The organism is uncultured Gemmiger sp. (assembly GCA_944388105.1).
Lineage (GTDB): Bacteria > Bacillota > Clostridia > Oscillospirales > Ruminococcaceae > Gemmiger.
The window spans coordinates 29,868-53,916 of record CALXHN010000003.1; the positions used below are offsets into that span (position 1 = coordinate 29,868).

Consider the following 24,049-nt stretch of genomic DNA (forward strand, 5'->3'; position numbering starts at 1 on the left):
CCGTATCGTTTTCGATCCTGCTCAATATTGAAAATAGGTAATGAAAAGGCGTCCTTTGCGGCTTGTTCCGCCCACTTCCTGCACACGCCAGCGTCCTGCCCCGCGAACGGTAAACAAGTCCTTGGCGTAAACGGGTTCGGAGACGCTTTTCAGCGGCAGATGATTGATCTCTACCTTACCGCCGGAAATCGCCTGGGCAGCAATGCTGCGAGATGTATGCATCATGGCCGCCAGCACGGCATCCGCCCGCAAACTGGATACCGTAGTATCGTGCAGTTCCCTCTCCGGTTCTTCCATCACGTGGGAGGGCAGCTGTTCACAGGCCTGTGCCCGAACGCTCCAGCTGCCGGCCTGATGCAGTTCCTGTACCAGAAATTCCAGCTTATCCTCCAGAACAAATGCATACATAACACATGGGTCCTGCGGATCCGGGAGGATATCCCCCAGGCAAGCCCGATCAAGCCCCAATCCAAGTATGGCACCCAAGTAGTCTCTGTGGCCGGGGGCATCGGACGGCTGTGCATTCTGCGCAGTCAAACGGAGCGCCGCAACAGGTTCCAGAGGCCAGGTGTCCGGCGGTTCCAGACACAGCACCTTCCGTTCGGCGTGGGGCCAGCCGCCCCAGAAGCGGGCATACGTACAGTCTTCACGATGGATGGCTGCCGTCGCAAGTGCCTGTTCTCTGTCAGACAGAAACCCTGTACAGCGTGGTATGCCGCGCCGCTGTGCCAGGGCACACAGCTCCTGCACGCGATGCATCAGAAATCGTTCAGCCTCGTTTTGGGGCGGAACGAATCCTCGAACCGCCGCATCAGAAGAAGACGCCATTGTTCTCCAGCTCGTCAATGAGATCGCCCATAATATCCACATTGTAGGGCGTGATGATAAAAGTACTGGTGGCTACGCGCTTGATCTGGCCATTGTTGGCGTAAGCCACACCGGACAGGAAGTCAATCAGGCGACGAGACACTTCCTTGTTGGTGGATTCCAGGTTCAGCACAACCGTGCGTTTTGCATTGAGCTGATCTGCAATAGTCGATGCATCATCAAAGCGTTCCGGCTTGACCAGAACCACCTGCAGCTGGGTGGTGGCGTTGATATTGACTACCTTGTTGCGCTGCTGTACAGGTTCCCGCTGCGCATAGGTATCCGGCGCAGCCGAGCCACTCTGTCCCCCTGCGAAGATTTCGTCCTCGGTATCGTCTACATAGGCATCCCCGTCAGGGTCCTGGTTGATACCCAGAACATTTTTCAGGCCGTCAAACATTGACATGATGAATTCTCCTTCGCTTCTCTAAATCACAATATAAGAATTTCTGTACCATATCAGGTGGTCGTATAGCGCCGGACGGACAATAATTCCAGCGATATACATAAACTATTATCGTCTTTTTTTGTCCAAATGTCAATATGATGGCGACAATTCCACCCCATCAGGCACTAAATCAAGCCGCCATCCTGCAGGTTGTTTCCCTCTACAATGATTTCGTCATACAGACGTACTTCGTTGTCGGAATCAAGCTCTCCATCGGCGGGCACCAGCATATATTTGTCATCCTCATACAGAATGGTGATCTTTCGGAAACGCTGCAAATCGCCGTATTTCACGTAAACACCCTTTTGTCCATCGACTATATGCAGAGCCGCTTTATCAATACGGATTCCTTCATATATTTTAAGGTCGATCTGTGCCATTTCCTGACCCAGTCGGAGAACGTCCGCGTTAATGGTGTGACACTCGATCACAATTTTGGCCACCCCGGCTTGCTCATCCGCTTCTACAGACAAGACGGTAGCCCCCAGCGGGGTATCTTCTTTTCCCGGTATACTGATCCGCACATTGGTGATGCCATCAAAGCGCTGTGCCGTATCCAGGTCACACACAGTATAGAAACGCCAGGAAAATCCTTCCACAATACGTCCGGCCAAGGCCTGCGTGCTGTCTGCCACTCCCTGCTGCAGCAATTCCTGTATCTGCGTGGGCGTGGCATCTTTCAGAGTCTGTTCATCCAAATCCAGCGGCATAGCAGATGCGGCTGAAATGAAATACCCGTTTTTTTCGGCGGTGATGGTTTCCAGCCCCTCCAGCTGCGCGGCCACCTGATCACGTTCGGCCTGCAGCGCTGCAATGGTTGACTGAAAACCGCTGGACTGCCCGGTAGAAATCTGCATCCGGTTCTGGGCCAGCAAAAATTCCGATTCCGCATCCACCATGCCGCTGTAGGAAGCCGTATCCAGCTGGTCCAGCAGATTGTACAGCGCCGTTTGTGTCTGGGTGGTCAGCAGTGTCAGATCATTGCCGGCTGAGTTCTGGGATTTTGTCAGCAAATCAATGCTGTTATCCAATCGAATCAGTTGTTCCCTCGCGCTGCTCTGTGAATCATCCGTATACTTTTCTGCAATGACGGCCCCCTCTGCCACACGTTCTCCATCTTCTGCCAGATATCCGAGATTTCCCTCTCCGGACACATTGACAGCATCAAACATAACAAAACCGGGGAGCTCCACACTGTCCGCCATGGTAGCAGCTATAGCGGTCTCTGTCTTGTATTCCCGCCCCAGGATTGCATACAGCTGTATAACGATGTACACCGCCGCCAGCAAAAAAAGCAGCGTTCCCATAGCTACGGCTGCCTTTAAGGCTGCTCGGCGGCGCTTTTCCCGTTCCAGCATCTGCAATCCCCTCCTTTATCAGTGCTGTAAAAATGCGGAAATTTGTGTGGCCGCTCTCTGTTCCAGCGACGGGCCATCAAGTTCGTCAACATACAGCCAAACCGCGTCCTGCTGGTGACGGAACCATGTCAACTGTCTCTTGGCGTAGTTGCGGGAAGCCTGTTTCAGCTTGGCCAGACAGTCTTCCAGGGACATGACTCCCTCAAAATACGGAAAGAATTCCTTATAACCGATCGCTTGGGCTGCCGTTCGGTACTGGTCTCTGTTCTCATAGACCCTGTATGCTTCCTCCAGAATTCCCATCTGCAGCATCCGGTCCACGCGCTCGTCGATACGGCGGTACAGAAGCGTTCTGTCATGATAGCCAAGGCACAGACAAAGCGACCGATACGGCGGTTCTGCCTTGCGCGCTTCTTTACGCTGTTCACTCATCCGGCGTCCGGTAGTCTGATAAAGTTCCAGCGCACGGATAACACGCGGCAGATTATTGGGATGTACCATGGCAGCATACTCGGGATCAATCTGCTGCAGTTCCTGATACAGACTTTCTCGGCCCTGTGTCTGTGCCCGACGTTCCAGCTCTGCGCGGACATCCTGACTTCCCTTTTCAGGTGCAAAGTCCAGTCCGTTCAGCAGGCTTGTGATATACAGCCCTGTTCCGCCAACAACCAACGGCAAACGGTCTGCAGCGGTGATGTTCCGAATGCAGCGATCCGCAGCCGCCACAAAATCCGCTACACTGAATGGCGACGCTGGATCCAGAATATCGACCAGATGGTGCGGAATCCCGCAACATTCTTCCGCCGTCACTTTTGCGGTTCCGATGTCCAGCCCCCGGTAAATCTGCATGGAATCGGCACTGATCACCTCCGCATGGAAGCGATGGGCCAGCGCCACTGAAAGAGCGGTTTTTCCTGTGGCCGTCGGACCACCGATAGCCACAACGCAGGGCTTGACATTTTCAGACAAGGCGACCAAACTGCTTTTCCAGCTCCTTCCGGGTAATTTTCAGCACGCAGGGGCGCCCATGAGGGCAAAACGGCGGCACAGTGCCGTCCATAATCTTTTGTGCCAAGGCCATCATCTCTTCAGCGTTGGTCTTGTCCCCTGCCTTAATAGCTGCACGGCAGGCAATGGAATGCAGAACCCATTCCGTTTTTTCGCGCAGAGCATCATGAGCACCGTTCTGCAGGTGATTGGCCAGTTCCAGAATCATATCGGATACATCGTCCACCGGCACGTCTGCGGGGACTGCCCGTACGACCACTGTAGGGCCGCCGTAATCCTCCGCTTCGATGCCGGCGTTCTGCAAAAGTTCCTGATTCTGCAGAATTGCCAGCTTTTCCTGGGCGCTCATATTCACCTGAACCGGCATCAAGAGCATCTGTGCCGGTACATTTCCATAGTCCCGGGACAGACTCTCAAACAGAATACGCTCATGTGCCGCATGTTTATCGATCAGGCACATTTCTCCATCGCGCTCGGTAATGATGTAAGTCTTGAAAACCTCTCCCACCAGACGCAGCGGCTTGCTGGCCGGTTCGGGATCAAAGGTGGTCTGCTCAGGGGCTTCTGCCGGCAAGGCACTGAGGGCATGCTGTGGTGCTTTCTCTGCCTGATGTTCGATCTCCGTTCCGGCGCTGGTGCTTTCTGACACCTTTTCCTCTGCGGCAGGCGCAGAGGAAAAGACATCAGCCGGCGGGCAAGAAACTTCTTCCGGATTCTTCTGCGGCACAGGCGGGACCGGTTCCGACAAATCCGGCAGTATATCCAGAACCGCTTCGGAAGCTGCCGGCACAGATTCCAAAACCACCTCATCCGGCTGCGGTGCCGGTGTCTGCAGCCCGGGAACAGGGCGCGGGGTTACCCCGGCAGTCATCTGATGAAGGGCCCGAAATTCCGCCGCCGACAAGGTCGAAAAGTGCTTCTGCGGCTGCGGTGATGCAGAATGCGGAGCAGACACACCTGCAGCGGCTGCGGGCGTCCGGACAGGCTGCGGCGCACTTTCGGCCTCTTCAGGAGCCTTGTGTCCCAGTTCAAAACGACATTCCCCACTTCCAGGGGTGGTCAGTGCCGAGCGGACGGCCCGATAGACGGTATCAAACACGTCACTTTCCCGGGCAAAACGAATTTCGGTTTTGGCCGGATGAACATTGACATCCACCAACTCAGCCGGCATGTCCAGCATGAGGATCGCCCCGGGAAAACGTCCCTGCATGAGGGTGCCCTTGTATGCGTTTTCCAATCCGGCCATCATGGTGCGGTTCTTGACATAGCGGCCGTTTACGTAAAAGTGCTGGGCGCTTCGGGAAGCACGGCAGGCACGGGGGGGCGTGATGAGCCCTTTTATTTTATAGACCCCATTTTCCCCTTCCAGTTCCAGCAAATCCCGGGAAAATTCCCGTCCCAGAACCGCATAAGCCGCACTGCGCAGCGAACCGTCCCCGGGCGTAACGAACTGCTGTTTGCCATCCCGCACAAACCGGAAAGAAATTTCCGGATGGGAAAGCGCCACATGCATCACAGCATCCGCCACAAAGGTTCCTTCACTTACATCCTTTTTCAGGAACTTCATGCGGGCGGGAGTGTTATAGAACAGGTCATTCACCGTGATGGTCGTTCCGCGTCCACGGGCTCCCGGTTCCAGGCCCAGGGCTTCTCCGCCTTCGATACGATAGCAATAGGCGAATTCGTCGGCATCGGTCTTTGTCAGAAGTTCCACCCTGGCCACACTGGCGATGGAAGCCAACGCCTCCCCTCGGAACCCCAACGTGTGAATATGCGTCAGATCATCCGCGGTGGTTATCTTGCTGGTAGCATGACGGACGAATGCGTTTTCAATGGATTCCGCCTCAATGCCGCTGCCGTTATCCGAAATCTGCAGCTGTTGAATACCGCCGCGGACGATGGAGAGGCTGATCTGCGTAGCGCCTGCGTCGATTGCATTTTCCAACAATTCCTTTGCCACCGAGGCAGGGCGTTCTACTACCTCACCCGCTGCAATCAATTCAGCGGTATGTTTATCCAGCACATGAATCTGTGCCATGTCAATTCACCTGCCTTTTCTCTAAATCAGGGGGCACCTCACTTCAGCGCCTGCTTGAGTTCATACAGGAAGTTCAAGGCCTCCAACGGCGTCAGCGTCTCCACATCGATCTGGTGGAGTTTATCCACCACCTCACTGGGAACGGTGGGATTGTTGTAGGCTTCCACCGTTTCAAAGTCCAGCTGCATGGATGCGTTGGCTCCGGGCGCGGTGGCTTCCAGCTGGCGCAGTACCTTGTGTGCACGCTTGATGACAGCATCCGGCAGTCCGGCAAGTTTGGCGACCTCTATGCCATAACTGTCATCCGCAGGGCCGGACACGATACGGCGCAGGAAGGTGATATCTTCCCCGCGTTTCTTGACGGCAATGTTATAGTTTTTCACCCCGAAAACATCCTTGTCCATGCTGGTCAGTTCATGGTAATGGGTGGCGAACAACGTTTTGCATCCGATGTTGTCGCAGATGTATTCTACCACGGCGCGGGCAATGCTCATGCCGTCAAAGGTCGAAGTTCCACGGCCGATCTCATCCAGAATAACCAGACTGGATTTGGTTGCATTGCGCAGAATTTCGGCCACTTCAGTCATCTCCACCATAAAGGTGGATTGACCGGCGGCCAGATCGTCGGAAGCCCCTACGCGGGTAAAGATGGCATCCACTACACCTACCCGGCACTTGGCCGCCGGCACGAAAGAGCCGATCTGGGCCATCAGTGCAATCAGGGCATTCTGGCGCATGTAGGTAGATTTGCCTGCCATATTGGGACCGGTGATAATCAGCATACGGTTTTCGCCCTCATCCAGGGTGGTGTCATTGGGTACAAACAGGCTGGATTTGAGCATCTGTTCAATTACTGGGTGACGGCCTTCCGCAATATCCAGCACGTCGCTGTCGTCCACCGTGGGCTTGACGTAATTGTTCTGTACAGCCGCTTCCGCAAAGGAGGCAAGCACATCCAGCTGGGCTACAGCCGTGGCGGTGCGCTGGATACGCAGCAGCTGCGCAGAAATATCATTGAGAAGTTCGGAGAAAAGCTGATGTTCCAGTGCCAGCAGTCGTTCGTTGGCGCCCAGAATCTTGTTTTCCAGTTCCTTCAGTTCGGGGGTGATATAGCGTTCGCCCGTGGTCAGGGTCTGCTTGCGGGTAAAGGTTTCCGGCACACTGCCCACATAGCTGCGGCTCACTTCAATGTAATAGCCGAAGACCTTGTTGAAGCCGATCTTCAGCTTGGGGATGCCGGTTTGCTGGCGCAGGTCGGCTTCCAGCTGGGAAAGAACGCCTTTGCCGCCATGCATGATATCCCGCAGCTCATCCACTTCGGCATTATAGCCTTCCCGGATGGCGCCCCCATCCTTGAGGTTGGCCGGCGGATCGTCCACCAAAGCACGGCTGACCTTATCCAGAATGTCAGACAGCGGATCAACGGCTTCAGCCAAATCATTCAGCAGTTTGGCACCGGCTGCGGCAGCCTGTTCCTTGACCTGGGGCAGACGCTGGCAGGTGTCGCCCAAAGCTTTGACCTCCCGGGGCGTGGCCGAACCGTACAGAATGCGGGTGGTCAGGCGTTCGATGTCGAACACATGGGAGAGAGCTTCTTTCAGTTCGGCCCGTCCCACATTGGCATTGTACAGTGCTTCCACCGCGTCCAGACGCTCGTTAATAACCTTGTTGTCCACCAGCGGCTGCTCGATCCAGGAGCGCAGCATTCGCTTACCCATGGAAGTTTCAGTCTTGTCCAGCACCCAGAGCAGGGTGCCCTTCTTTTCCCGGCCCCGCATGGTCTCGGTCAGTTCCAGGTTGGCACGAGTCACCGCGGAAAGCCGCATGTACTGGGCATCGGCGTAGTTCTGCACCGCCTTGATGCGCTCGGTACCATGTTTCTGGGTCTCGTAAAGATACCCGAGCAAGGCTCCGAAAGCCTGTGGCACGAATCCATCGGGGGCGAAACCGCAGCTCTTGTTCCAGTCCTCACCGAACTGACGACTGAGCATGCTCTCCACCACAGCCTGCTTGTAGCAGGAGTCCTCCCGCAGTTCCACCAGAGCATTGGTATGCTGCTTGATATAGTTGGTCAGATCTTTCAGGTCCAGCACCGCCGGATTGATGAGGATCTCACTGGGCATATACCGGCACAGCTCGGTAATGAGCGCGCCGCCCATTTTTTCATTATGCAATTCAGTGGCGTAAGCTTCACCGGTGGAAATATCCGCAAAACAAATACCGGCTTTCCAGCCTCCGCGGACTTTTTTGGCATAGATGGAACACAGGTAGTTGTTCTTGTCTTCGGCCAGCATGCTGCTCTCGATCACGGTGCCGGGAGTCACCACGCGAATGATATCCCGCTTCACCAGTCCTTTGGCAGTGGCCGGGTCTTCCATCTGTTCACAGATAGCGACCTTGTATCCCTTGGCGATCAGGCGTGCCACATAAATTTCATAGGAGTGGAAGGGCACCCCACACATGGGAGCACGCTCTTCCTGGCCGCAGGCCTTCCCCGTCAGGGTCAGCTCCAGTTCGCGGGAAGCCGTCAGGGCATCGTCATAAAACATCTCATAGAAATCCCCCACGCGATAAAAGAGGATCTCATTGGGATGCTGCTTCTTGATTTCAAAATATTGCTGCATCATGGGCGATACACTTTGTCCGGCCATGCTTCACACTCCTGCTTCTTTCTGGGCCCTTGTCCTTGTGTCTGTCTCAGTGGCAACCGCCGCAAGTGGCGCAGCTGCCGGTGCAGCCGCTCTGGGGCGGGTTCACGGTCATGGGATCGCCGCCATTCATGGCGGTATTGATAATGGCGTCGATGTGATTGATCAGCGCTTCACACTCGGACTTGGCGGCATTGTAGCGCACCATGCCTTCGCTGGCCATGATTTGGCTGTACAGATCATTGACCTTTTTGTTCAGTTCGGCCACGCGCTCATGATCGGTGGTGCTCTTGGAGGTCTCGTTGTTCAGATCCAGACGCGCCAGGTTGAACTCCCCGATCAGGTTCTGCAGTTCCTGGTCCATATCGTTTTCCCGGCGCGCGGCATCCAGTTCCAGATAGCGGGGGTCAGTCTGCAATGCCATAGCGGCCTTCTTGAAAAGATCGATGCAATCCATAATAATATCTCCTTTGGTTGTGTTTATTTTCTTAAAACAGCAGTATAGCCGGAACCGGTCCGCTTATTCAGTGACAAGCTCACCCAACAGCAACGCGGCCCGGGAGCCGGTAAGACGAACCTGCGCGTATTGCCCCACCAGCTCTTCATGGCTGGCAAATTCTACTACGAGATTGTTGTCCAGACGGCCATTGAGAGTGCCTTCCAGGCGTCCGGCGCCTTCCACAAGGACCCGAACGGTTTGGCCCACCAGCTGTGCAATCGCTGCAAAAGCAATGCGGTCCTGGGTGCGGAGCAGACGATCCATACGAGCAGCCTTCTCGGCGTGGGTGACAGGATCCTCCATCCTGGCCGCAGGGGTGCCTTCCCGCTTGGAATATATAAAGGTAAACAGCTGCATGTATCCCACAGCTTCCACCAGTTCCAGTGTCTTTTCGAAATCCTCTTCTGTTTCCCCGGGGAATCCCACAATGATGTCGCTGGAGAAAGTCACACCGGGAATTTTGTTCCGGGCGTAGTTGACAAGATCCAGGTATTGTTCCACCGTATAGTGCCGGTTCATCTCCTTGAGAATCCGGTTGCTGCCGGACTGTACAGGGAGATGGATGTGTTTGCACAGATGGGGCTGTGCCGCAATGGTGTCGATAAGTTTGCGGCTGGCATCTTTGGGATGGCTTGTCATAAAGCGGATCTGGTAATCTCCGGGTACTTCACACAGCAGATTGAGCAAGTCGGCGAAATCGATCGGATTGGCCAAACCTTTGCCATAACTGTTGACGTTCTGCCCCAGCAAAGTGATCTCTTTGTATCCCTGCTCGATCAGCTGTTTGAATTCCGCCAGAATATCTTCGGGTTCCCGGCTGCGTTCCCGCCCGCGCACATAAGGCACGATGCAGTACGTGCAGAAATTGTCGCACCCATACATGATAGGCAGCCAGGCACGGAAGCCGGAGTCACGCCGGATAGGCAAATCCTCCACCACGGCGTTTCTGGATTTGGGATCTTCCAGATACCGCTTTCCGCGGCGGAAACGTTCCGCAAGCATGGCGGGCAAACGGTCGATGCCATCCACGCCAAATACCAGGTCCACGTAGGGATAGCTTTTGCGCAGCTTGTCCACGATGTGCTGCTGCTGCGCCATACAGCCGCAGACGCCGATGACCAGTCTGGGATTTTTTTCTTTCAGCTTCTTCAAGGCGCCCACATTGCCGAATACCCGCTGCTCGGCATGTTCACGCACAGCACATGTATTGAACAGAATCAGGTCAGCCTGCTCCACATTTTCGCACATGCCAAAGCCAACGTCCATAAGAACACCGCGGATTTTTTCCCCGTCGTTCACATTCTGCTGGCAGCCGTAGCTGTGCACATACGCCAAAGGCGGCGCATCCTGATAAACAGACGCGATCACGGCAGCAGCCTGCGCGTCATGGGTGTAGGTCAGTTTTTCCAAGATTGATCTCCTGCCATTGTATGTAAGTTCAAAAGGGCATACGCCCAGATATACCATAATAGTATATCGCACAGCCCCAAAAAGTACAAGATGTATCCAAAAGGATTTTTGCCCCGCCCTTCTGCTTTGCAGGAAAGCCTGCCGGTGCTATAATGGTAAAATCAAGTAAGGAGGGCATTTGCCATGAACCTGTATTCCCTTGTTTTCAGCCCGACCGGCGGCACCCAAAAAGCCTCTGACGCTCTTTGTGCCGGACTGGATCTGCCTGTACATAAGGTGGATCTGTGCGATTCCCGGTCCGACTATTCTTCTTTGGCATTCTCAAAAGAGGATATCTGCGTGTTTTCTGTGCCCAGTTTCGGCGGCCGTGTCCCTGTTCCGGCTGCCCAGCGCATAGCTTGCATGCATGGCAACGGCGCGTTGGCTGTTTTGTTGGTTGTGTATGGCAATCGTGCTTTCGACGACACCTTTGCGGAAATGATGGACCTGGCCGAAGCTGCCGGCTTTCGCTGCGTAGCAGGGGCCGCTGCTATTGCAGAGCACTCCATTGCACATTGCTACGCCACCGGCCGACCGGATGAAAAAGACATTGCGGAACTGAAAACGTTCGGGCGTCAGATCATGCAGAAGCTCCAGACTGGATCCTTAGCCGCCGTGCCAAAGTTCCCCGGCCATCGGCCATATCGTGCTTTCGGCGGTGTGGGGATGATTCCCATGCCGGATGCCAGCTGCATGGCCTGCGGTACCTGTGCCTCGCTGTGCCCCACAGGTGCCATCTCCACGCAAAATCCCGCAGAGGTGGACAACAACCTGTGCATCAGCTGTATGCAGTGCGTCGCCGTATGCCCGACACACAGCCGGCGTGCCGAACCGGAAAAGGTAGCTGCTACTGAACAAAAACTGTCAAAGCTGTGCTCGGATCGAAAAGCAAACGAGCTTTTCCTGTGATTTTCTGAAAATCCGAAAAAGTGCGCTCCGGTATCTTGACCTTCTACCAACTTCAAGGTTTATACTGCCATTGAAAGGACGGTGGACAGCTTTGATGAACATCAAACAGGCCTCCCAGCACAGTGGCGTATCCCCGCAGAACATCCGTTACTATGAAAAAGAAGGATTATTGTCTCCGCAGCGCAACCCGGACAACGACTACCGGATATACTCCGAAAAAGATGTACATATTCTCAAGCTCATCCGCATACTTCGGATGCTGGATATGCCTTTGGAAGATATTCGCGGGGTGCTGGATGGGTCTGTGACGCTGCCCTTGGGTTTACAGCAGCAGGAACTGCGCCTGAAAGCAAAATCAGAAGAACTGCAAGCTGCCCTTCGCTTTTGTCGGGAGCTGAAAAGCAAAGCCCCGGATGTCAGCCGGCTCGATGTGGATGCATGCCTGACAAAAATGGAAAGCGGCACCTCAAATGGCGGGTTCTTCGCCGGATGGGTCAACGACTATAAGCGCGTGGTCCAAGCCCAGCACAAAGAAGATTTTACTTTTGTGCCAGACGGACCGGTCAACAATCCCCGCGAATTCACAGACGCGTTGCTTGCCTGGGCACGGGCAAGCAACAAGGATCTCGTAATTACCCGGGAAGGTATGTACCCTCATTTTGTCATGAACGGTGTGGAATACGAGGCACAGCGAATCTATCGCCGCATGGGATATCGATATTTCAGCACACCGTTGGCCATTGTCCGGTGCCATTGCTGCACAGATATGGAAGCTGACGCATCCGTTTTGCCCGTCCGTCGCCGGCTGCTTCGGATTCTGCGCTGTTCCCTGCCCTCTTTGTTTTTGTTTGCCATGATTATGATTTCCTGCTCCGGATGGCTTTTTGCCCCCGGACAATCGGCCGAAGATATTTTTATCGGTGTTTTTACCGTTACAGCCCTTGCCGTCATGTGCGGCCTGACTGCCTGGTTTAACTATTATTATCATTTCAATGACCAGACAAAATAAGAAGTAAAGACTCCCCCGTGCTTTTGGGCATAGGGGAGTCTTTTATCCGAAATATCCGGCGATCTCAGACATGCGGTCGCTTTGCACCACATGGAACGGACAGCGTCGGTCGCACCGCCCGCATCCGATACAAGCATCCGCCTTGACAGACAGTTTCCGGTAATGTTCTCTTGCCATCCGGTCCCCGGCACGGGCCAGATCATAATACTTGTTGACCAACCCAATGTCGATTCCTGCCGGACAGGGCTGGCAATGATTGCAGTAGACACAGCTGCCATATACCTCTTTTGGGGAGAAGTGGGCGATCATGGAATAATCCCGCTGCTCCCCATCCGCCTGCAGAAAGTTCAGCAGCTTTTTCAGATCCTGCATTCCTCGCACCCCGGGCAGTACCGTAAGTACTCCCGGGCGGTCCATGGCGTATTGAAGGCATTGATCATGAGTCATGGCAGTGCCGAAGGGAGAAGTTGCCCCGTCCAGCAGCTTGCCGCCATGGAATGGCTTCATTACCGAAACACCGACACCCATGACCTGACAACGGCGCAGAAGGGCCGCCCGCTCATTCACGGTTCCAATGCCCAGTTCGTCGCCCTGTTCCAGATCATAAGCCGGGTTCAAGGAAAACATCATCATATCCATTAGTCCGGTATCCAGCGCTTTTTGCGCCACCGCCGGTGTATGGGACGAAAATCCGATATGACGCACAATCCCTTTCTGTTTGAGCTCCTTTATGTAATCAAGGACTCCGGATGCAAGGAGTTCTTCCAGATCCTTTTCCTCATCCACGCAATGCAGAAATCCAAAGTCCGCATAACTTGTGCCAAGGATTTTCATCTCCCATTCAAAGGTGCGTTGAATCTCCTCCAGGTCACGCGACCAGCCATATTCTCCCGCATCATTATAGACAGCACCGAAATGAAGCTGGAAAAATACACGCTCCCTCTGACCGGCAATCGCCTTTCCGAAAGGAGCATATACGTTCGCGCCGCCCGCACACAAATCAAAAAAGTTGATCCCGTTTTGAAGCGCAAGCCGCACGACCGCTTCGATTTCCTCTGCGGGGCTTTTTTGGATTCCTCCCATCCCCAGTCCCAGCACACTGAATACTTCCCTGTTACTGCCATGGGGCAATCTGCGATATTCCATCGATAAAGCCTCCTTTGACCTTTCGGTCACTGCTATGCTGTCCCTATTGTACCGGAGGCAACGGAAGAGTGGAAGAATCAATTGGATTGCACCGTATAATCTTATAGTTTACAGTCTCAGCAGCATCCATCGGTCATCATACGGATGATGGTTTTGTCTGTTTCCCGCATTCCTTCCCGGGCCAAGGCCCCGACATTTCGGATATTGTTCTCAACACCCTTTGTCACAATGCCGTCACCGCTGTAAAACTGGGTTCCATGGGCCTGCATCTCCATGCCAAGCAAACCGGCTTCCACCGCGGAGGCTATTTTTGCTGCACAGCTGGCCTTGGCTCCGTCGCAGATCATGCCAGAATCCACCGCAATGGCATTTACAATGGTGTGAGAGATTTCATTATAGCGGCCACCATGCAGATAACATACGCCGGCCCCCGCGCCCACGCCGGCTGCCACAGCCCCGCAGAAGGCGCTTAGTTTTCCGATACCGGTCTTGATATGGATGGTCACAAGATTGGAGACAGCCAGAGCACGGTACAGCTGTGTCTGGGTTGCCCCCATCTGCTTGGCATAGACAACCACAGGCAGGGAGGCCGTCAACCCCTGGTTGCCGCTTCCGGAGTTGATCACGACTGGCAGTTCGCAGCCATTCATACGGGCATCCGATCCGGCCGCAGCCATTGCTTTGGCACGGTTATGGACCTCATCTCCATATGCCTGCAGAAGAATACTGCCGATGTTCGCTCCATAATCTCCACGCAGGCCCTCTTGCGCAATAGCCATGTTATAGTCGATCTGCCTCTGCAAAGTCTGGCGCACATCATCCGGATCCAGCTGGTCTGCAAATGTAATGATATGTTCCACGCTCAGCAGACTCCGGTCGGTAAGTTTGGCGGACTGCTCTTCACTGCAGGGCAGATCCAGACTGACATGACCGTCTTTTTCCACATGGACCACATTGGTATGGTCGCCTACCAGTCTGACCCGTGCTGTGTGGCCATCTCCTGCCACCGTGACATCAATATCCAGCAAAAAGCCGCTGCCAGATGTGGTAATCGTTATGGGCGTCCTGTCACGCCATGCCGAAATTGCCGGGATGTCCGCTTCGGTGATTTCGGCCAGCACTTCCAGCTCTTTGTCGGCGTTTCCGGCCACCATTCCGGCCGCCACCGCTGCCTGTATCCCACGCAATCCACCTGTATGGGGAACCACCACACTTTTGACGTTCTTGATGATATTAGGGCTGACAGCCACCGTTACCATCTTCGGTATGCACCCCAGCTCACGTCTTGCCAATGCCGCGGCATAAGCAAGGGCGATGGGTTCCGTGCATCCCATTGCAGGAACCAGTTCCTCCTGCAAAATGTTTACATACGCCTGATACAGATCACGGCTGAGAACTTCATTCATTTTCCTTCCTCCCGGCTATCCTGTTTGGGCGACATTATACTACACCCATCCCAAAAAATCAAAATACATCTTTGCCGCAACAGCAAAAGGTTGTATAATATCAGTGAGATAGTACTGTGTTCGTTGGGAGGAAAGCGCCGTGGAACAGACCACACTCTTTGAACAAACCACACCCCAGCCATTGGCGGCACGTCTTCGGCCACGAACTTTGGAAGAGTATGTGGGACAGACACACCTTTTGGGCTCTGGCAAGGTATTGCGGCGCCTGATTGAAAGCGATCAGATCTCCTCCATGATTTTTTGGGGACCGCCGGGCGTGGGGAAAACCACATTGGCCCGTATCATTGCCAATCGGACCAAGGCAGCCTTTATCGATTTTTCGGCAGTGACCAGCGGGATTAAAGAGATCCGGACCGTTATGCAGCAGGCAGAGGACAACCGTCGTTTTGGAGAAAAGACAATCCTCTTCGTAGATGAGATTCATCGCTTCAACAAAGCACAGCAGGACGCGTTCCTCCCCTTCGTGGAAAAAGGCAGCATTATTTTGATTGGTGCCACCACGGAGAATCCTTCCTTTGAAATCAATGGCGCTTTGCTTTCCCGCTGCAAAGTGTTTGTTCTGCAGGCACTGAAAACCGAGGATCTGGTTCTTCTTTTGCAGCGTGCACTGAAAGATGAGCGCGGATTCGGGAAGCAAACGATTCACATTGAGCCGGATATGCTGGAAGCTCTGGCCGTTTTTGCCAACGGGGATGCCCGCACGGCCCTTTCCACCCTGGAAATGGTGGTTCTGAATGGCGAGGTCAACTCTGACGGCAGTGTTACGGTCAGCAAAGAAACGCTGGAACAGTGCACGGAGAAGAAATCTCTTCTGTATGACAAGCACGGTGAAGAGCACTATAATCTGATTTCGGCACTGCATAAATCCATGCGTAATTCCGACCCGGACGCAGCCGTCTATTGGCTGGCCCGCATGCTGGAAGCCGGTGAAGATCCCTTGTATGTGGCACGCCGTGTGATCCGTTTTGCCAGCGAGGATGTGGGGCTGGCCGATCCGCGTGCCCTGGAGCAGGCTGTGGCAGCGTATCAGGCCTGTCATTTTCTTGGCATGCCGGAATGTACGGTTCATCTCACCCAAGCTGTTGTTTACATGGCCATGGCACCCAAATCCAACGCGCTTTACAAGGCTTATGAACACGCCAAAACAGATGCTGTCCGGCAATTGGCCGAACCCGTGCCTTTGATTATTCGCAATGCGCCCACCCGGCTGATGAAAAATCTGGACTACGGCAAGGGATATCGATATGCCCATAATGAACCGGATAAGCTTACAAGCATGCAGTGCTTACCGGACAGTTTGCTTGGCCGGGAATACTATGAGCCCACCGAAGAAGGTCTGGAAAGCCGGTATAAGGCCCGTCTTGCCCAAATCAAAGAATGGAAAAAGGAACACAGTAAATAAACGTTGGCCATAACAATAACACAGCCCCCGTGCAGGTATTGCTGCATGGGGGCTGTGTTAGTATGGATGCAATCAATCAGGAGGCAGAGCTGGCGTAATCATCTTCACCGCCAACAGGATTTTCAGCAATGATATCATCACTGTCTGAATCTGCCGTTTCTTCGGTAGCGGCCTTCAGGGTGTCTTTGGTGTAGGCAAAGGCAGAGAGATGGTCTGCGTTCACTTCATAAACCACCCCAGCCGTATGACTGGAGCGCATATAGCACACACTGCTGTCCGCATCCGAAACGTTGCCGAAGCTGCAGGTGATGGTGGTACCATCGCTACCGGTTACGGTCACCACCGCCTGAGGCTCATCAAGACCATACACACTGTCGCTGTCCGGGTGCGTGATAGTCATTTCAGACTCCATATCGCAGATGGTTGCGGCCATCTTCTCCACGACATCCTGATCCACCGCATAGTTCGGATCATCTGTCAGCGTCCAGGTATCATCCGTTTTGGTGAAATTCAAGATCTCGCCAGAAGTTTCCAATGTGAGCCCGGTCACATCATCCGATTCCAGGGTGGTGATGTCCTGCGCTTCGTACAGGTCTTGCGGTGTTTTGATCAGATCGGACAAATCAGATTTGTCGATGGTATAGATGTGGTCGTTCCAGCTGACCTTGGCGTAGTACGCTTCCGTAATGGAATTCTCAGCTCCGATGGTCACTGTATATACCCCGGAAGCCGTCTCGCCGGTAGCAGTTTCGGACGAAGCCGTCTCTGCCGAAGCAATGTCTGCTCCGGCCGTTCCCAGGGTAAAGACCATAGTCGGTTCATCCAGCCCCATGTCCTCGGTCTCGGTGCCTGCGCCAAGATCCCGGGCGGCTTTCAGACCAGCATAATCTTCAACCAGGGAGGCAGCCGTATCCTGATCCAGCGGCAGAGTGGGATCCTGTTCCAGATACCAGTTTTCATCCTCGTCCTGCAGCAGCGTTTCTTCCGTTTCCGCATTGCGGTAGGCCAGAGCCGTTACAGAGGCAGAGTCAAAATCGAATAAAGCTACACTGTCGTCTGTATCTTCGTCCAGGTTGTTTAAAAGGACCAGTGCCACTCCCAGAACAATCACGACAGCGACCAGAATCAGCAACGGCAGATATTTTTTTGTTTTCATGGACAGATACCTCATTAACGACGGCGACGCATTACACTGATGAAAATGCCAGCCAGCAGGAAAGCCAGCGGAATGATGAAGACGAACAGAACGCCCAAAGGCGCGACCAGTCCGCTGGGCACGGTCAGGGTCTCCGCATTCATGCTCTTGGCGTCAATGACTACGTTGTTCTTTTCCCCATTCATCCAGTTCACAATGCTGCCAAGCAGCTGCGCATTACCGCCGGATACAGCCGAATTGATTTCATCCAGGAAAATATTGCCGCAGTTGATCCAGACAAGTTTGGCTCCGGTGGATTCGTCTTCAGCTGCCACAGCCAGATCAAAGCTGCCCGTGGGGTCGTTGTCACCTTTTTGAAGTACAGTGGCCGTTGCGTAGTCCAGCATGGAATAGGCTTCATCCGAGGTGGAAAGCAAAGAGGTGTGGCTCAGTGTGGATTCAGTTTCTGCTGTCTCCTCCGTCTGCGTGCTGTCGTCCTCTTCGACCGTAACAATTCCCTGGGCGGTGGGCGCAAAGACAAACATGCCGTCCGTCAGGCCAGAGGTAATGGTGTTGGTTTTGACATTGGGCAGCAGGTAGGTACCCGCATACCGGTAGGCATAGTAGTTGGGATCTGTTTCTACCAGAAGTCCAGCCTGACGTTCCATTCCGTATTCCGCCAGCACCGCATCCAAATTGGGCGTCTCATACAACAGGCTGGTGGCCACAATGACCTTGCCGCCGTTAGCCAGATAGCCTCGCAGTGCATCGGCGTCCAACTCGCTGAAATCCGCCTGCGGCACATTAATGATCAGTGCATCCGCATCTTCAGGAATTTCTCCCGTGTTCAGATTCAAGTCGGTTACCGTCACACCCGCGTTGGAAAGTGTATCGGTGAAATCGCTGCCGAGAGAGCTTTCACCATGGCCGGTCAGGGCGTACATGGTGTAAGAATTTTCTCGGGTGACCTGTGCAATGGCCGTGGTCAGTGCATTTTCAGCCGCAAAGTCCACTGTATAAGAGTAGCTGTCCGAGTAATTGTACTCGTACATATCACTGTGATCCACAAGCACATGGTTGTCGCCGCATACAAGGATCACACTGTTGGTGCTGGCATCACCGGCATCGTACTGATCGGCAAAGGTGGGATACAGGGCCGGATCGCGCTGCTGCCAGCTGAAATGGGAACTTTCACCCGCATAACGGTCCAGAATACGGCTGACGTTTGTGTCCTCGTTACCGGTTTCCGCCAGATAGTAAGCGGTCACATCCTTATCCAGCGATTTCATCATGCTGACGGTCGTCTCGCTCAGCGTGAACATCTGTCCGGTGGATATATCAAATTCCGTATATTTGGTCGGGATGGCATTGACCACAAGGTTCAGAAGGATTACGACCACCAGAACAATGGCCGCCAAAGCGCTGGCGTAGGCACCGGAATGCAGCATCCGGCGCCGGCTCACGCGCTGCGCCTCTGTGGGCTGCGCGGCCGGCGTGTGACCGGAGGGCTTTTTGCCGAATTTGAATTTCATATTCAGGAACCCTCCTTTCTCAGTTCCAGCGGCGCCGTTCCAGCGCCTGACCGGTCAGGAACAGAAACAGCCCGATGACCGACAGATAATAAACCACAGTAGACAAGCTGAACATTCCGCCTACAAAAGTCTCAAAAGGATTGAAAAGTGCCAATGCATCCAGCGCACGATTGAATGCGCTCAGAAGCCATGCAGGACGCAGTTGGAACAAAAGAATCAGGATCACAGCACCGCCACAGAAAACACCGCTGCCGATGGTGACACTTTTACACACCAACCCGATCAGTACCGCCGCCACAGCCAGTACGATGCAAAACACAATAAAAGCAAGTGTATTGCCGGAGGTGAAAAGAGACTGAACACTCTCCATCAGGTAGGCCACCAGAAGTACGCCGAAAGTGGCCAGGTAGGCGATGATCTGGTTTTCGGTCAGGACAGAAATAAAGGTACCAACCGCAATGCAGGAAGCTCCCAGCAGAAAATAAGCAAACAAAGTGGCGTATGCGCTCGTCAGAGAGACCGTTCCAAAGAAGGTCAGGATCAGCGGCATCACGCAGGCCACCGCCATAGGAACGGCAAAGACCACCAGCTGGGCCAGATATTTGCCCCATACGATTTCCGGAATTGTCACAGGACTGGTCAGAAGCAGCTGATCCGTCTTATTGCGCCGTTCATCCGCAAAACTGCGCATGGACAGTGCCGGCAATACAAACAGCATCACCAATGTAGTGGAGTACAGGATAATGGAAAAATCAGATGTGCCGTAGATGAGACAGTTGGCGCTGTAATACAGACCGATGAAAGCCAGAATAACCGCAATGACCACATATCCGATCATACTGGTAAAATAGCTCTTGGTTTCACGTTTGAAGATAGCCAGCATCGCTCAGTCCCCCTCCTTTTCGTCCGGCGCGGTTTCTTCCCCCGGGGCTTCCGGCTCCGAGGAGGGCTCGGATGCATCGGTGTTCAATGCCGTTGCTGTCTGCGGTTCCGACATCTGTCCATCGACCGGTTGTTCCTCTGCTTCGGCGTCCGCTGTGTGGTCGCTTTCGGTCAGCTGCAGGAATACATCCTCCAGACTCAGATTCTGACTGCTCAGGCTCAGCACCGGACAGCCGGCTGCAGCCAGTGCTGCAGAGAGCGCTGCGCGAAGGTCGGTCCCTTCTGTGCTGGAAGCCGTAAAACTGACTTCGTCGCCCTTTTCGGCGGTCACACGGATATCGGTCAGGCCGGGAACACCGCCGGCCGCCTTCAGGACAGCATCCTTGTTTCCCTGTGCCGTGGCGGAAATCACGCCCTTGGCAGCCAGCCGTGCCGCCAGCTCTTCGGGTGTGCCCTGTGCCGCCAGTTTGCCGCCAGAGATGATCAGAACACGGTCACAAACGGTTTGTACTTCACTCAGAATATGACTGGACAGAATCACCGTATGGTTTTTTCCCAGATCATGGATCAGGGAACGGATCTCAATCATCTGCGCCGGGTCCAGACCAACGGTTGGTTCGTCCAGAATAATGATGTCCGGATTTCCCAGCAGCGCGGCCGCTACGCCCACGCGCTGGCGATACCCTTTGGACAGGTTGCGGATCAGACGCGTCTGCATTTCCTGCAGTCCGGCCCGCTCGGAAGCTTTTGCCACATCGGCTGCACGAGCAGCTTTCTTCTTCACGCCTTTGAGTTCTGCCACAAAGTTCAGGTATTCCCGCACCGTCATATCGGTGTACAGCGGCGGCAGTTCCGGCAGATACCCAATGCAGGCTTTTGCCGCCTGCGGTTCCTCCTGGATGTCGTGGCCGTTAATAGTAACGGTACCGCTGGTGGGCGAAAGATACCCGGTGATGACGTTCATGGTGGTGGATTTGCCTGCGCCGTTAGGTCCCAGAAGGCCGTAAATGCAGCCGTCATCCACTGTGAAGCTGATGTCATCGACCGCCACATGCGAACCATATCGCTTTGTCAGATGGCTGACTTCGATCAAGATGCACACTCCCCTTTTTATTTTTTCAGGCGTTGCCGCCCGTCCGGATGTCCGTTTGTGATTATAGGCCTATTTTGTGAAAATTGTGGGATAGAGTTTTGAATATCTGTGAAAATCCGGTTCCTGCACCTTTCCAAAATAAAACCCGGGAGAGAACCAGCCATTTCGGCGGTTTTCTCCCGGATTGTGTTGTGATGATCGGGCGGCTCAGTGTGCAGCAATGGCATCTGCGATCCGCATGGCAACCGCATCCTTGCTTTGCAGCGGCAATGGTTCAGCCCCTTCTTTTGTAATAAGCGTAACCACGTTGGTATCCACGCCAAAGCCAGCTCCCGGCGTCTTGAGGTTGTTGGCCACGATCATGTCCATATTCTTTTTGTGCAGCTTGACAGAGGAATTTTCCAGGAGATGCTCCGTCTCCATGGAAAATCCGCACACAAATAAACCTTCCGGTTTGTGGGCTCCAACCCAGGCCAGAATATCCTGTGTGCGTTCCAGCTTGAGGGAAAGTTCCCCATCGGACTTCTTGATCTTCTCGTCCGCCACTTCCGCAGGCCGGTAATCCGCCACCGCAGCGGCCATGACCAGTGCATCTGCTCCCATGGCATATTTTTTGACGCCCTCAAACAGGTCCTGCGCCGTGGTAAAAGGAACAGTCTTCACAAAAGGTACCGGCCGCAGGGCGGTCTGTGCCGTCAGCAGTGTGACATCCGCTCCGCGCAGCATACAGGCACGGGCAATGGCATAGCCCATCTTTCCGGTGGAGTGGTTGGTGATGTAGCGTACCGGATCCATGGGCTCACTGGTGGCCCCGGCCGTCACCACTACCTTTTTCCCGGCCAGATCCTTCCGGCAGACCAGTTCCCGGTCGATATAGTCGATCAGGACCTGCTCCTCCGGTAGGCGCCCGCTGCCGACATCTCCGCATGCCAGCATGCCGGAACCCGAGGGGATGACAGTGAAACCGTACCGCTGCAAAGTTGCAATATTATCCTGGGTAATGGGATTTTCCAGCATATGGGTATTCATGGCAGGGGCCACCAGTTTGGAGCAGGTTGCCGCCAGCGTCACGGTCGTGAGCATATCATCTGCCAGACCGTGCGCCAGTTTTGCGATGACGTTGGCCGTGGCCGGTGCAATCAGCATCAGATCTGCTGCATTGGCCAAAGAAACATGAGCCACATCGTATTGGAAGTTGCGGTCAAAAGTATCCACGATGCACCGGCGGTTGGTCAGCGTTTCAAAGACCAGTGGCGCAATGAATTCAGTGGCGTGTTTCGTCATCAGTACATGCACAGCAGCCCCCCGTTTGGCGAGTGCATGTGCCACATTGGGCATTTTATAAGCAGCAATGCCGCCCGCGATCCCCAGCACGATTGTTTTGCCCTGCAGGTCTTTTTCCATGATGCGGTCCTCCCGTTTGAATCACTTCGATAGAGTTTGAATGCCGGAATTTATTATAGGTTGGTTTGACTTCATTGTAAAGGCTGGTATAATCAGATTATATCACACGGAAACGGGGTTCGCACATGATTTTGGCAGTGGACATCGGCAACACCAACATTTGTATCGGAGGGCTGGACGGGCAGAAGCTGCTGTTTGCCTTCCGCATGGTCACCCGCCCCCGGTGTACACCGGACGAATATACCGCCGAACTCCGGTTTCTTTTGCGGCGCGTGGGCTTTCATACCAATGAATGCTCCGGCGCTATTTTATGCAGCGTGGTTCCGGGGTTGAGTGAGGCTCTCGCACAGGCGGTTTTTCGCCTGACAGGCTGCGAGCCGCTGCGAGTAAGCCACACCTTGGACACCGGGCTGGTCTTTGACGTGGAATCTCCCGAGAGAGTCGGTCAGGATCGCATTGCCGACGCGGCAGCTGCAGCCGCCCTCTATCCCCTGCCGTGCATGACAGTGGATCTTGGTACGGCCACCACCTATAATGTCATTGATGAGAATGCCCATTTTCTGGGCGGGTTTATTGTTCCCGGCGTTCAGACCAGTCTGCGGGCAATCAGTGCCGGAACGGCACAGCTGCCGCCGATCGCTCCGGAAAATGCCGACCACCTGATTGGGCGCAATACGGTGGAGTGTCTGAACAGCGGCGCAGTGTTCGGCACCGCTGCCATGATGGAAGGTCTTGCCGACCGGGTGGAAGCGGAATTGGGCCGCCCCTTGACCGTAGTGGCTACAGGAGGTCTTGCCAGAGGGATCATTCCCTGCTGCCGCCGCAAGGTCTTGTATGATGCCGATCTTTTGTTCAAAGGACTGGAAGTCCTGTACCGACGCGCCAATTCGTAAATTATTCACGTACGCAAAACCGGTGTACGGTCAATTGACCGCCCACCGGTTTTTGTTTTCCTTGATTCACGGACGGCCCAGCGTCATATCCAGGAAGTACGGCCACTGCTTTTGCCACCAGGGCCAGTCATGAGAAACATCAGTACCCCAGATGTCCACGATGGGATGGATGCCCTTGCTTTCCAGGATATCCCGCAGTTCCCGGGTGGACGCCAGAAGTTCATCTTCCCAGGCTCCCTGCCCGCAGCACATGATAAATTTATCTGCTTTGGCAAAGAGCTCATAATACGGATGCTGTGCCGGGAAGTTGCGCATATAATCGCAGGGACTGTTTGCGTACACCAGGTCGTCCATATAGTTGCCGAAGAACATCCGGGACGAGTAAATGCCGCTGAGGGCGATGGTCCCATTGAACAAGTCCGGCCTGCGCAGATAGAAATTGACCGCGTGAGCTGCCCCCATACTGGCACCGCCGGTCAGGATGCGCCCGGTGTGGTCCGGACCGCACTCCCGGTTGATTTCCAGAATACGGGGAACCAGTTCGTCACAAATGTAATGATACCACCGTTCATGCTGTTCGATACGCGGGCGGCAGGGGCCGGGATTGTCCCAGCTTTCTCCATCAATGCTGTCGGCACAGATGATTTGCAGTTTTCCGGCATCGATCCAGGGAGCGGCGATGTCGCACATACCCCGGTCCTCCCAGTCATAAAAGCGTCCGCACTGGCACGGGAAAATCAAAATCGGCCGGCCGGTATGGCCGTAGACCTTGAATTCCATCTCGCGTCCCAGACAATGGCTGTACTCCTTGTAATAACGTACCTGCATGTTTCTTCCTTCCTTGGCAGGATGCCGGTCGGAAA

The 24,049-nt window shown here is 54.3% G+C and carries 20 protein-coding genes; 4 read left to right on the forward strand and 16 right to left on the reverse strand.

What is annotated here, in order from left to right; genetic code table 11:
- Positions 1 to 21: 21 nt before the first annotated feature.
- The 8 genes from Q0K17_RS00705 to miaB form a co-directional block, all read right to left on the reverse strand.
- Positions 22 to 828, reverse strand: a complete 807-nt coding sequence (locus Q0K17_RS00705) for a YlmH/Sll1252 family protein (RefSeq protein WP_294538600.1) — start codon at positions 826 to 828, stop codon at positions 22 to 24.
- Positions 812 to 1,273: a cell division protein SepF gene (locus Q0K17_RS00710; protein WP_294538603.1), complete on the reverse strand. Its 462-nt coding sequence runs from the start codon at positions 1,271 to 1,273 to the stop codon at positions 812 to 814. The genes Q0K17_RS00705 and Q0K17_RS00710 overlap by 17 nt, the downstream gene beginning before the upstream one ends.
- Positions 1,274 to 1,440: 167 nt before the next feature.
- Positions 1,441 to 2,673, reverse strand: coding sequence for an HlyD family efflux transporter periplasmic adaptor subunit (locus tag Q0K17_RS00715; protein ID WP_294538605.1), 1,233 nt, complete (start codon positions 2,671 to 2,673; stop codon positions 1,441 to 1,443).
- Positions 2,674 to 2,691: 18 nt separating this feature from the next.
- Entirely contained in the window at positions 2,692 to 3,642 is a 951-nt protein-coding gene (gene miaA, locus Q0K17_RS00720; protein ID WP_294538608.1) for a tRNA (adenosine(37)-N6)-dimethylallyltransferase MiaA, read from the reverse strand.
- Entirely contained in the window at positions 3,635 to 5,719 is a 2,085-nt protein-coding gene (gene mutL / locus Q0K17_RS00725; RefSeq protein WP_294538611.1) for a DNA mismatch repair endonuclease MutL, read from the reverse strand. The genes miaA and mutL overlap by 8 nt, the downstream gene beginning before the upstream one ends.
- Before the next feature lie 38 nt (positions 5,720 to 5,757).
- Positions 5,758 to 8,370: a DNA mismatch repair protein MutS gene (gene mutS / locus Q0K17_RS00730; protein ID WP_294538614.1), complete on the reverse strand. Its 2,613-nt coding sequence runs from the start codon at positions 8,368 to 8,370 to the stop codon at positions 5,758 to 5,760.
- 46 nt (positions 8,371 to 8,416) lie between these two features.
- A complete protein-coding gene (locus Q0K17_RS00735; protein WP_294538618.1) occupies positions 8,417 to 8,824 on the reverse strand; it encodes a YlbF family regulator in 408 nt (135 codons plus the stop codon).
- Between the two features lie 63 nt (positions 8,825 to 8,887).
- Positions 8,888 to 10,276, reverse strand: coding sequence for a tRNA (N6-isopentenyl adenosine(37)-C2)-methylthiotransferase MiaB (gene miaB, locus Q0K17_RS00740; RefSeq protein ID WP_294538620.1), 1,389 nt, complete (start codon positions 10,274 to 10,276; stop codon positions 8,888 to 8,890).
- A 183-nt stretch (positions 10,277 to 10,459) separates the two neighbouring features.
- Here miaB and Q0K17_RS00745 point away from each other — a divergent pair, with 183 nt between their 5' ends.
- A complete protein-coding gene (locus Q0K17_RS00745; RefSeq protein ID WP_294538622.1) occupies positions 10,460 to 11,224 on the forward strand; it encodes a 4Fe-4S binding protein in 765 nt (254 codons plus the stop codon).
- A gap of 94 nt (positions 11,225 to 11,318) precedes the next feature.
- Positions 11,319 to 12,233, forward strand: a complete 915-nt coding sequence (locus Q0K17_RS00750) for a MerR family transcriptional regulator (protein ID WP_294538624.1) — start codon at positions 11,319 to 11,321, stop codon at positions 12,231 to 12,233.
- A gap of 42 nt (positions 12,234 to 12,275) precedes the next feature.
- Here the strand turns inward: Q0K17_RS00750 and Q0K17_RS00755 are convergent, their stop codons facing one another.
- Positions 12,276 to 13,379 carry an aldo/keto reductase gene (locus Q0K17_RS00755; RefSeq protein WP_294538627.1) on the reverse strand — a complete coding sequence of 368 codons (1,104 nt, stop codon included), beginning with the start codon at positions 13,377 to 13,379 and terminating at the stop codon, positions 12,276 to 12,278.
- 116 nt (positions 13,380 to 13,495) lie between these two features.
- On the reverse strand, positions 13,496 to 14,785 hold the full coding sequence (locus tag Q0K17_RS00760; RefSeq protein WP_294538629.1) for an L-serine ammonia-lyase, iron-sulfur-dependent, subunit alpha: 1,290 nt from the start codon (positions 14,783 to 14,785) through the stop codon (positions 13,496 to 13,498).
- 139 nt (positions 14,786 to 14,924) lie between these two features.
- Between Q0K17_RS00760 and Q0K17_RS00765 the strand changes: the two genes are divergently transcribed.
- Entirely contained in the window at positions 14,925 to 16,247 is a 1,323-nt protein-coding gene (locus Q0K17_RS00765; protein ID WP_294538632.1) for a replication-associated recombination protein A, read from the forward strand.
- A 76-nt stretch (positions 16,248 to 16,323) separates the two neighbouring features.
- On the opposite strand, the gene Q0K17_RS00770 is transcribed toward Q0K17_RS00765, so the two are convergent.
- From Q0K17_RS00770 to coaBC, 5 genes are all read right to left on the reverse strand, one after another.
- Positions 16,324 to 17,403: a DUF4340 domain-containing protein gene (locus Q0K17_RS00770; RefSeq protein WP_294538636.1), complete on the reverse strand. Its 1,080-nt coding sequence runs from the start codon at positions 17,401 to 17,403 to the stop codon at positions 16,324 to 16,326.
- Between the two features lie 14 nt (positions 17,404 to 17,417).
- Positions 17,418 to 18,914, reverse strand: a complete 1,497-nt coding sequence (locus Q0K17_RS00775; protein WP_294538639.1) for a GldG family protein — start codon at positions 18,912 to 18,914, stop codon at positions 17,418 to 17,420.
- 19 nt (positions 18,915 to 18,933) lie between these two features.
- The gene (locus Q0K17_RS00780) at positions 18,934 to 19,797 is read right to left on the reverse strand and encodes an ABC transporter permease (RefSeq protein ID WP_294538642.1); all 864 of its coding nucleotides are present in this window, start codon (positions 19,795 to 19,797) and stop codon (positions 18,934 to 18,936) included.
- 3 nt (positions 19,798 to 19,800) lie between these two features.
- A complete protein-coding gene (locus Q0K17_RS00785) occupies positions 19,801 to 20,898 on the reverse strand; it encodes an ABC transporter ATP-binding protein (RefSeq protein WP_366776597.1) in 1,098 nt (365 codons plus the stop codon).
- A gap of 198 nt (positions 20,899 to 21,096) precedes the next feature.
- Positions 21,097 to 22,293, reverse strand: a complete 1,197-nt coding sequence (gene coaBC, locus Q0K17_RS00790; protein ID WP_294538648.1) for a bifunctional phosphopantothenoylcysteine decarboxylase/phosphopantothenate--cysteine ligase CoaBC — start codon at positions 22,291 to 22,293, stop codon at positions 21,097 to 21,099.
- Between the two features lie 125 nt (positions 22,294 to 22,418).
- Between coaBC and Q0K17_RS00795 the strand changes: the two genes are divergently transcribed.
- Complete coding sequence (locus Q0K17_RS00795; RefSeq protein ID WP_294538651.1) at positions 22,419 to 23,186, forward strand: type III pantothenate kinase; 768 nt, start codon at positions 22,419 to 22,421, stop codon at positions 23,184 to 23,186.
- 66 nt (positions 23,187 to 23,252) lie between these two features.
- On the opposite strand, the gene Q0K17_RS00800 is transcribed toward Q0K17_RS00795, so the two are convergent.
- Positions 23,253 to 24,014, reverse strand: coding sequence for an alpha/beta hydrolase-fold protein (locus Q0K17_RS00800; protein ID WP_294538653.1), 762 nt, complete (start codon positions 24,012 to 24,014; stop codon positions 23,253 to 23,255).
- Positions 24,015 to 24,049 lie beyond the last annotated feature (35 nt).

What these genes read in the sequence shown, in the direction of transcription:
- coaBC (WP_294538648.1), bottom strand. Translation starts at nt 22,293, where the DNA reads ATGGAAAAAGACCTGCAGGGCAAAACAATCGTGCTGGGGATCGCGGGC.
- mutL (WP_294538611.1), bottom strand. Translation starts at nt 5,719, where the DNA reads ATGGCACAGATTCATGTGCTGGATAAACATACCGCTGAATTGATTGCA.
- Q0K17_RS00775 (WP_294538639.1), bottom strand. Translation starts at nt 18,914, where the DNA reads ATGAAATTCAAATTCGGCAAAAAGCCCTCCGGTCACACGCCGGCCGCG.
- Q0K17_RS00795 (WP_294538651.1), top strand. Translation starts at nt 22,419, where the DNA reads ATGATTTTGGCAGTGGACATCGGCAACACCAACATTTGTATCGGAGGG.
- Q0K17_RS00745 (WP_294538622.1), top strand. Translation starts at nt 10,460, where the DNA reads ATGAACCTGTATTCCCTTGTTTTCAGCCCGACCGGCGGCACCCAAAAA.
- Q0K17_RS00735 (WP_294538618.1), bottom strand. Translation starts at nt 8,824, where the DNA reads ATGGATTGCATCGATCTTTTCAAGAAGGCCGCTATGGCATTGCAGACT.
- Q0K17_RS00750 (WP_294538624.1), top strand. Translation starts at nt 11,319, where the DNA reads ATGAACATCAAACAGGCCTCCCAGCACAGTGGCGTATCCCCGCAGAAC.
- Q0K17_RS00800 (WP_294538653.1), bottom strand. Translation starts at nt 24,014, where the DNA reads ATGCAGGTACGTTATTACAAGGAGTACAGCCATTGTCTGGGACGCGAG.
- Q0K17_RS00710 (WP_294538603.1), bottom strand. Translation starts at nt 1,273, where the DNA reads ATGTCAATGTTTGACGGCCTGAAAAATGTTCTGGGTATCAACCAGGAC.
- Q0K17_RS00770 (WP_294538636.1), bottom strand. Translation starts at nt 17,403, where the DNA reads ATGAAAACAAAAAAATATCTGCCGTTGCTGATTCTGGTCGCTGTCGTG.
- Q0K17_RS00755 (WP_294538627.1), bottom strand. Translation starts at nt 13,379, where the DNA reads ATGGAATATCGCAGATTGCCCCATGGCAGTAACAGGGAAGTATTCAGT.
- mutS (WP_294538614.1), bottom strand. Translation starts at nt 8,370, where the DNA reads ATGGCCGGACAAAGTGTATCGCCCATGATGCAGCAATATTTTGAAATC.
- Q0K17_RS00715 (WP_294538605.1), bottom strand. Translation starts at nt 2,673, where the DNA reads ATGCTGGAACGGGAAAAGCGCCGCCGAGCAGCCTTAAAGGCAGCCGTA.
- Q0K17_RS00705 (WP_294538600.1), bottom strand. Translation starts at nt 828, where the DNA reads ATGGCGTCTTCTTCTGATGCGGCGGTTCGAGGATTCGTTCCGCCCCAA.
- Q0K17_RS00760 (WP_294538629.1), bottom strand. Translation starts at nt 14,785, where the DNA reads ATGAATGAAGTTCTCAGCCGTGATCTGTATCAGGCGTATGTAAACATT.
- Q0K17_RS00780 (WP_294538642.1), bottom strand. Translation starts at nt 19,797, where the DNA reads ATGCTGGCTATCTTCAAACGTGAAACCAAGAGCTATTTTACCAGTATG.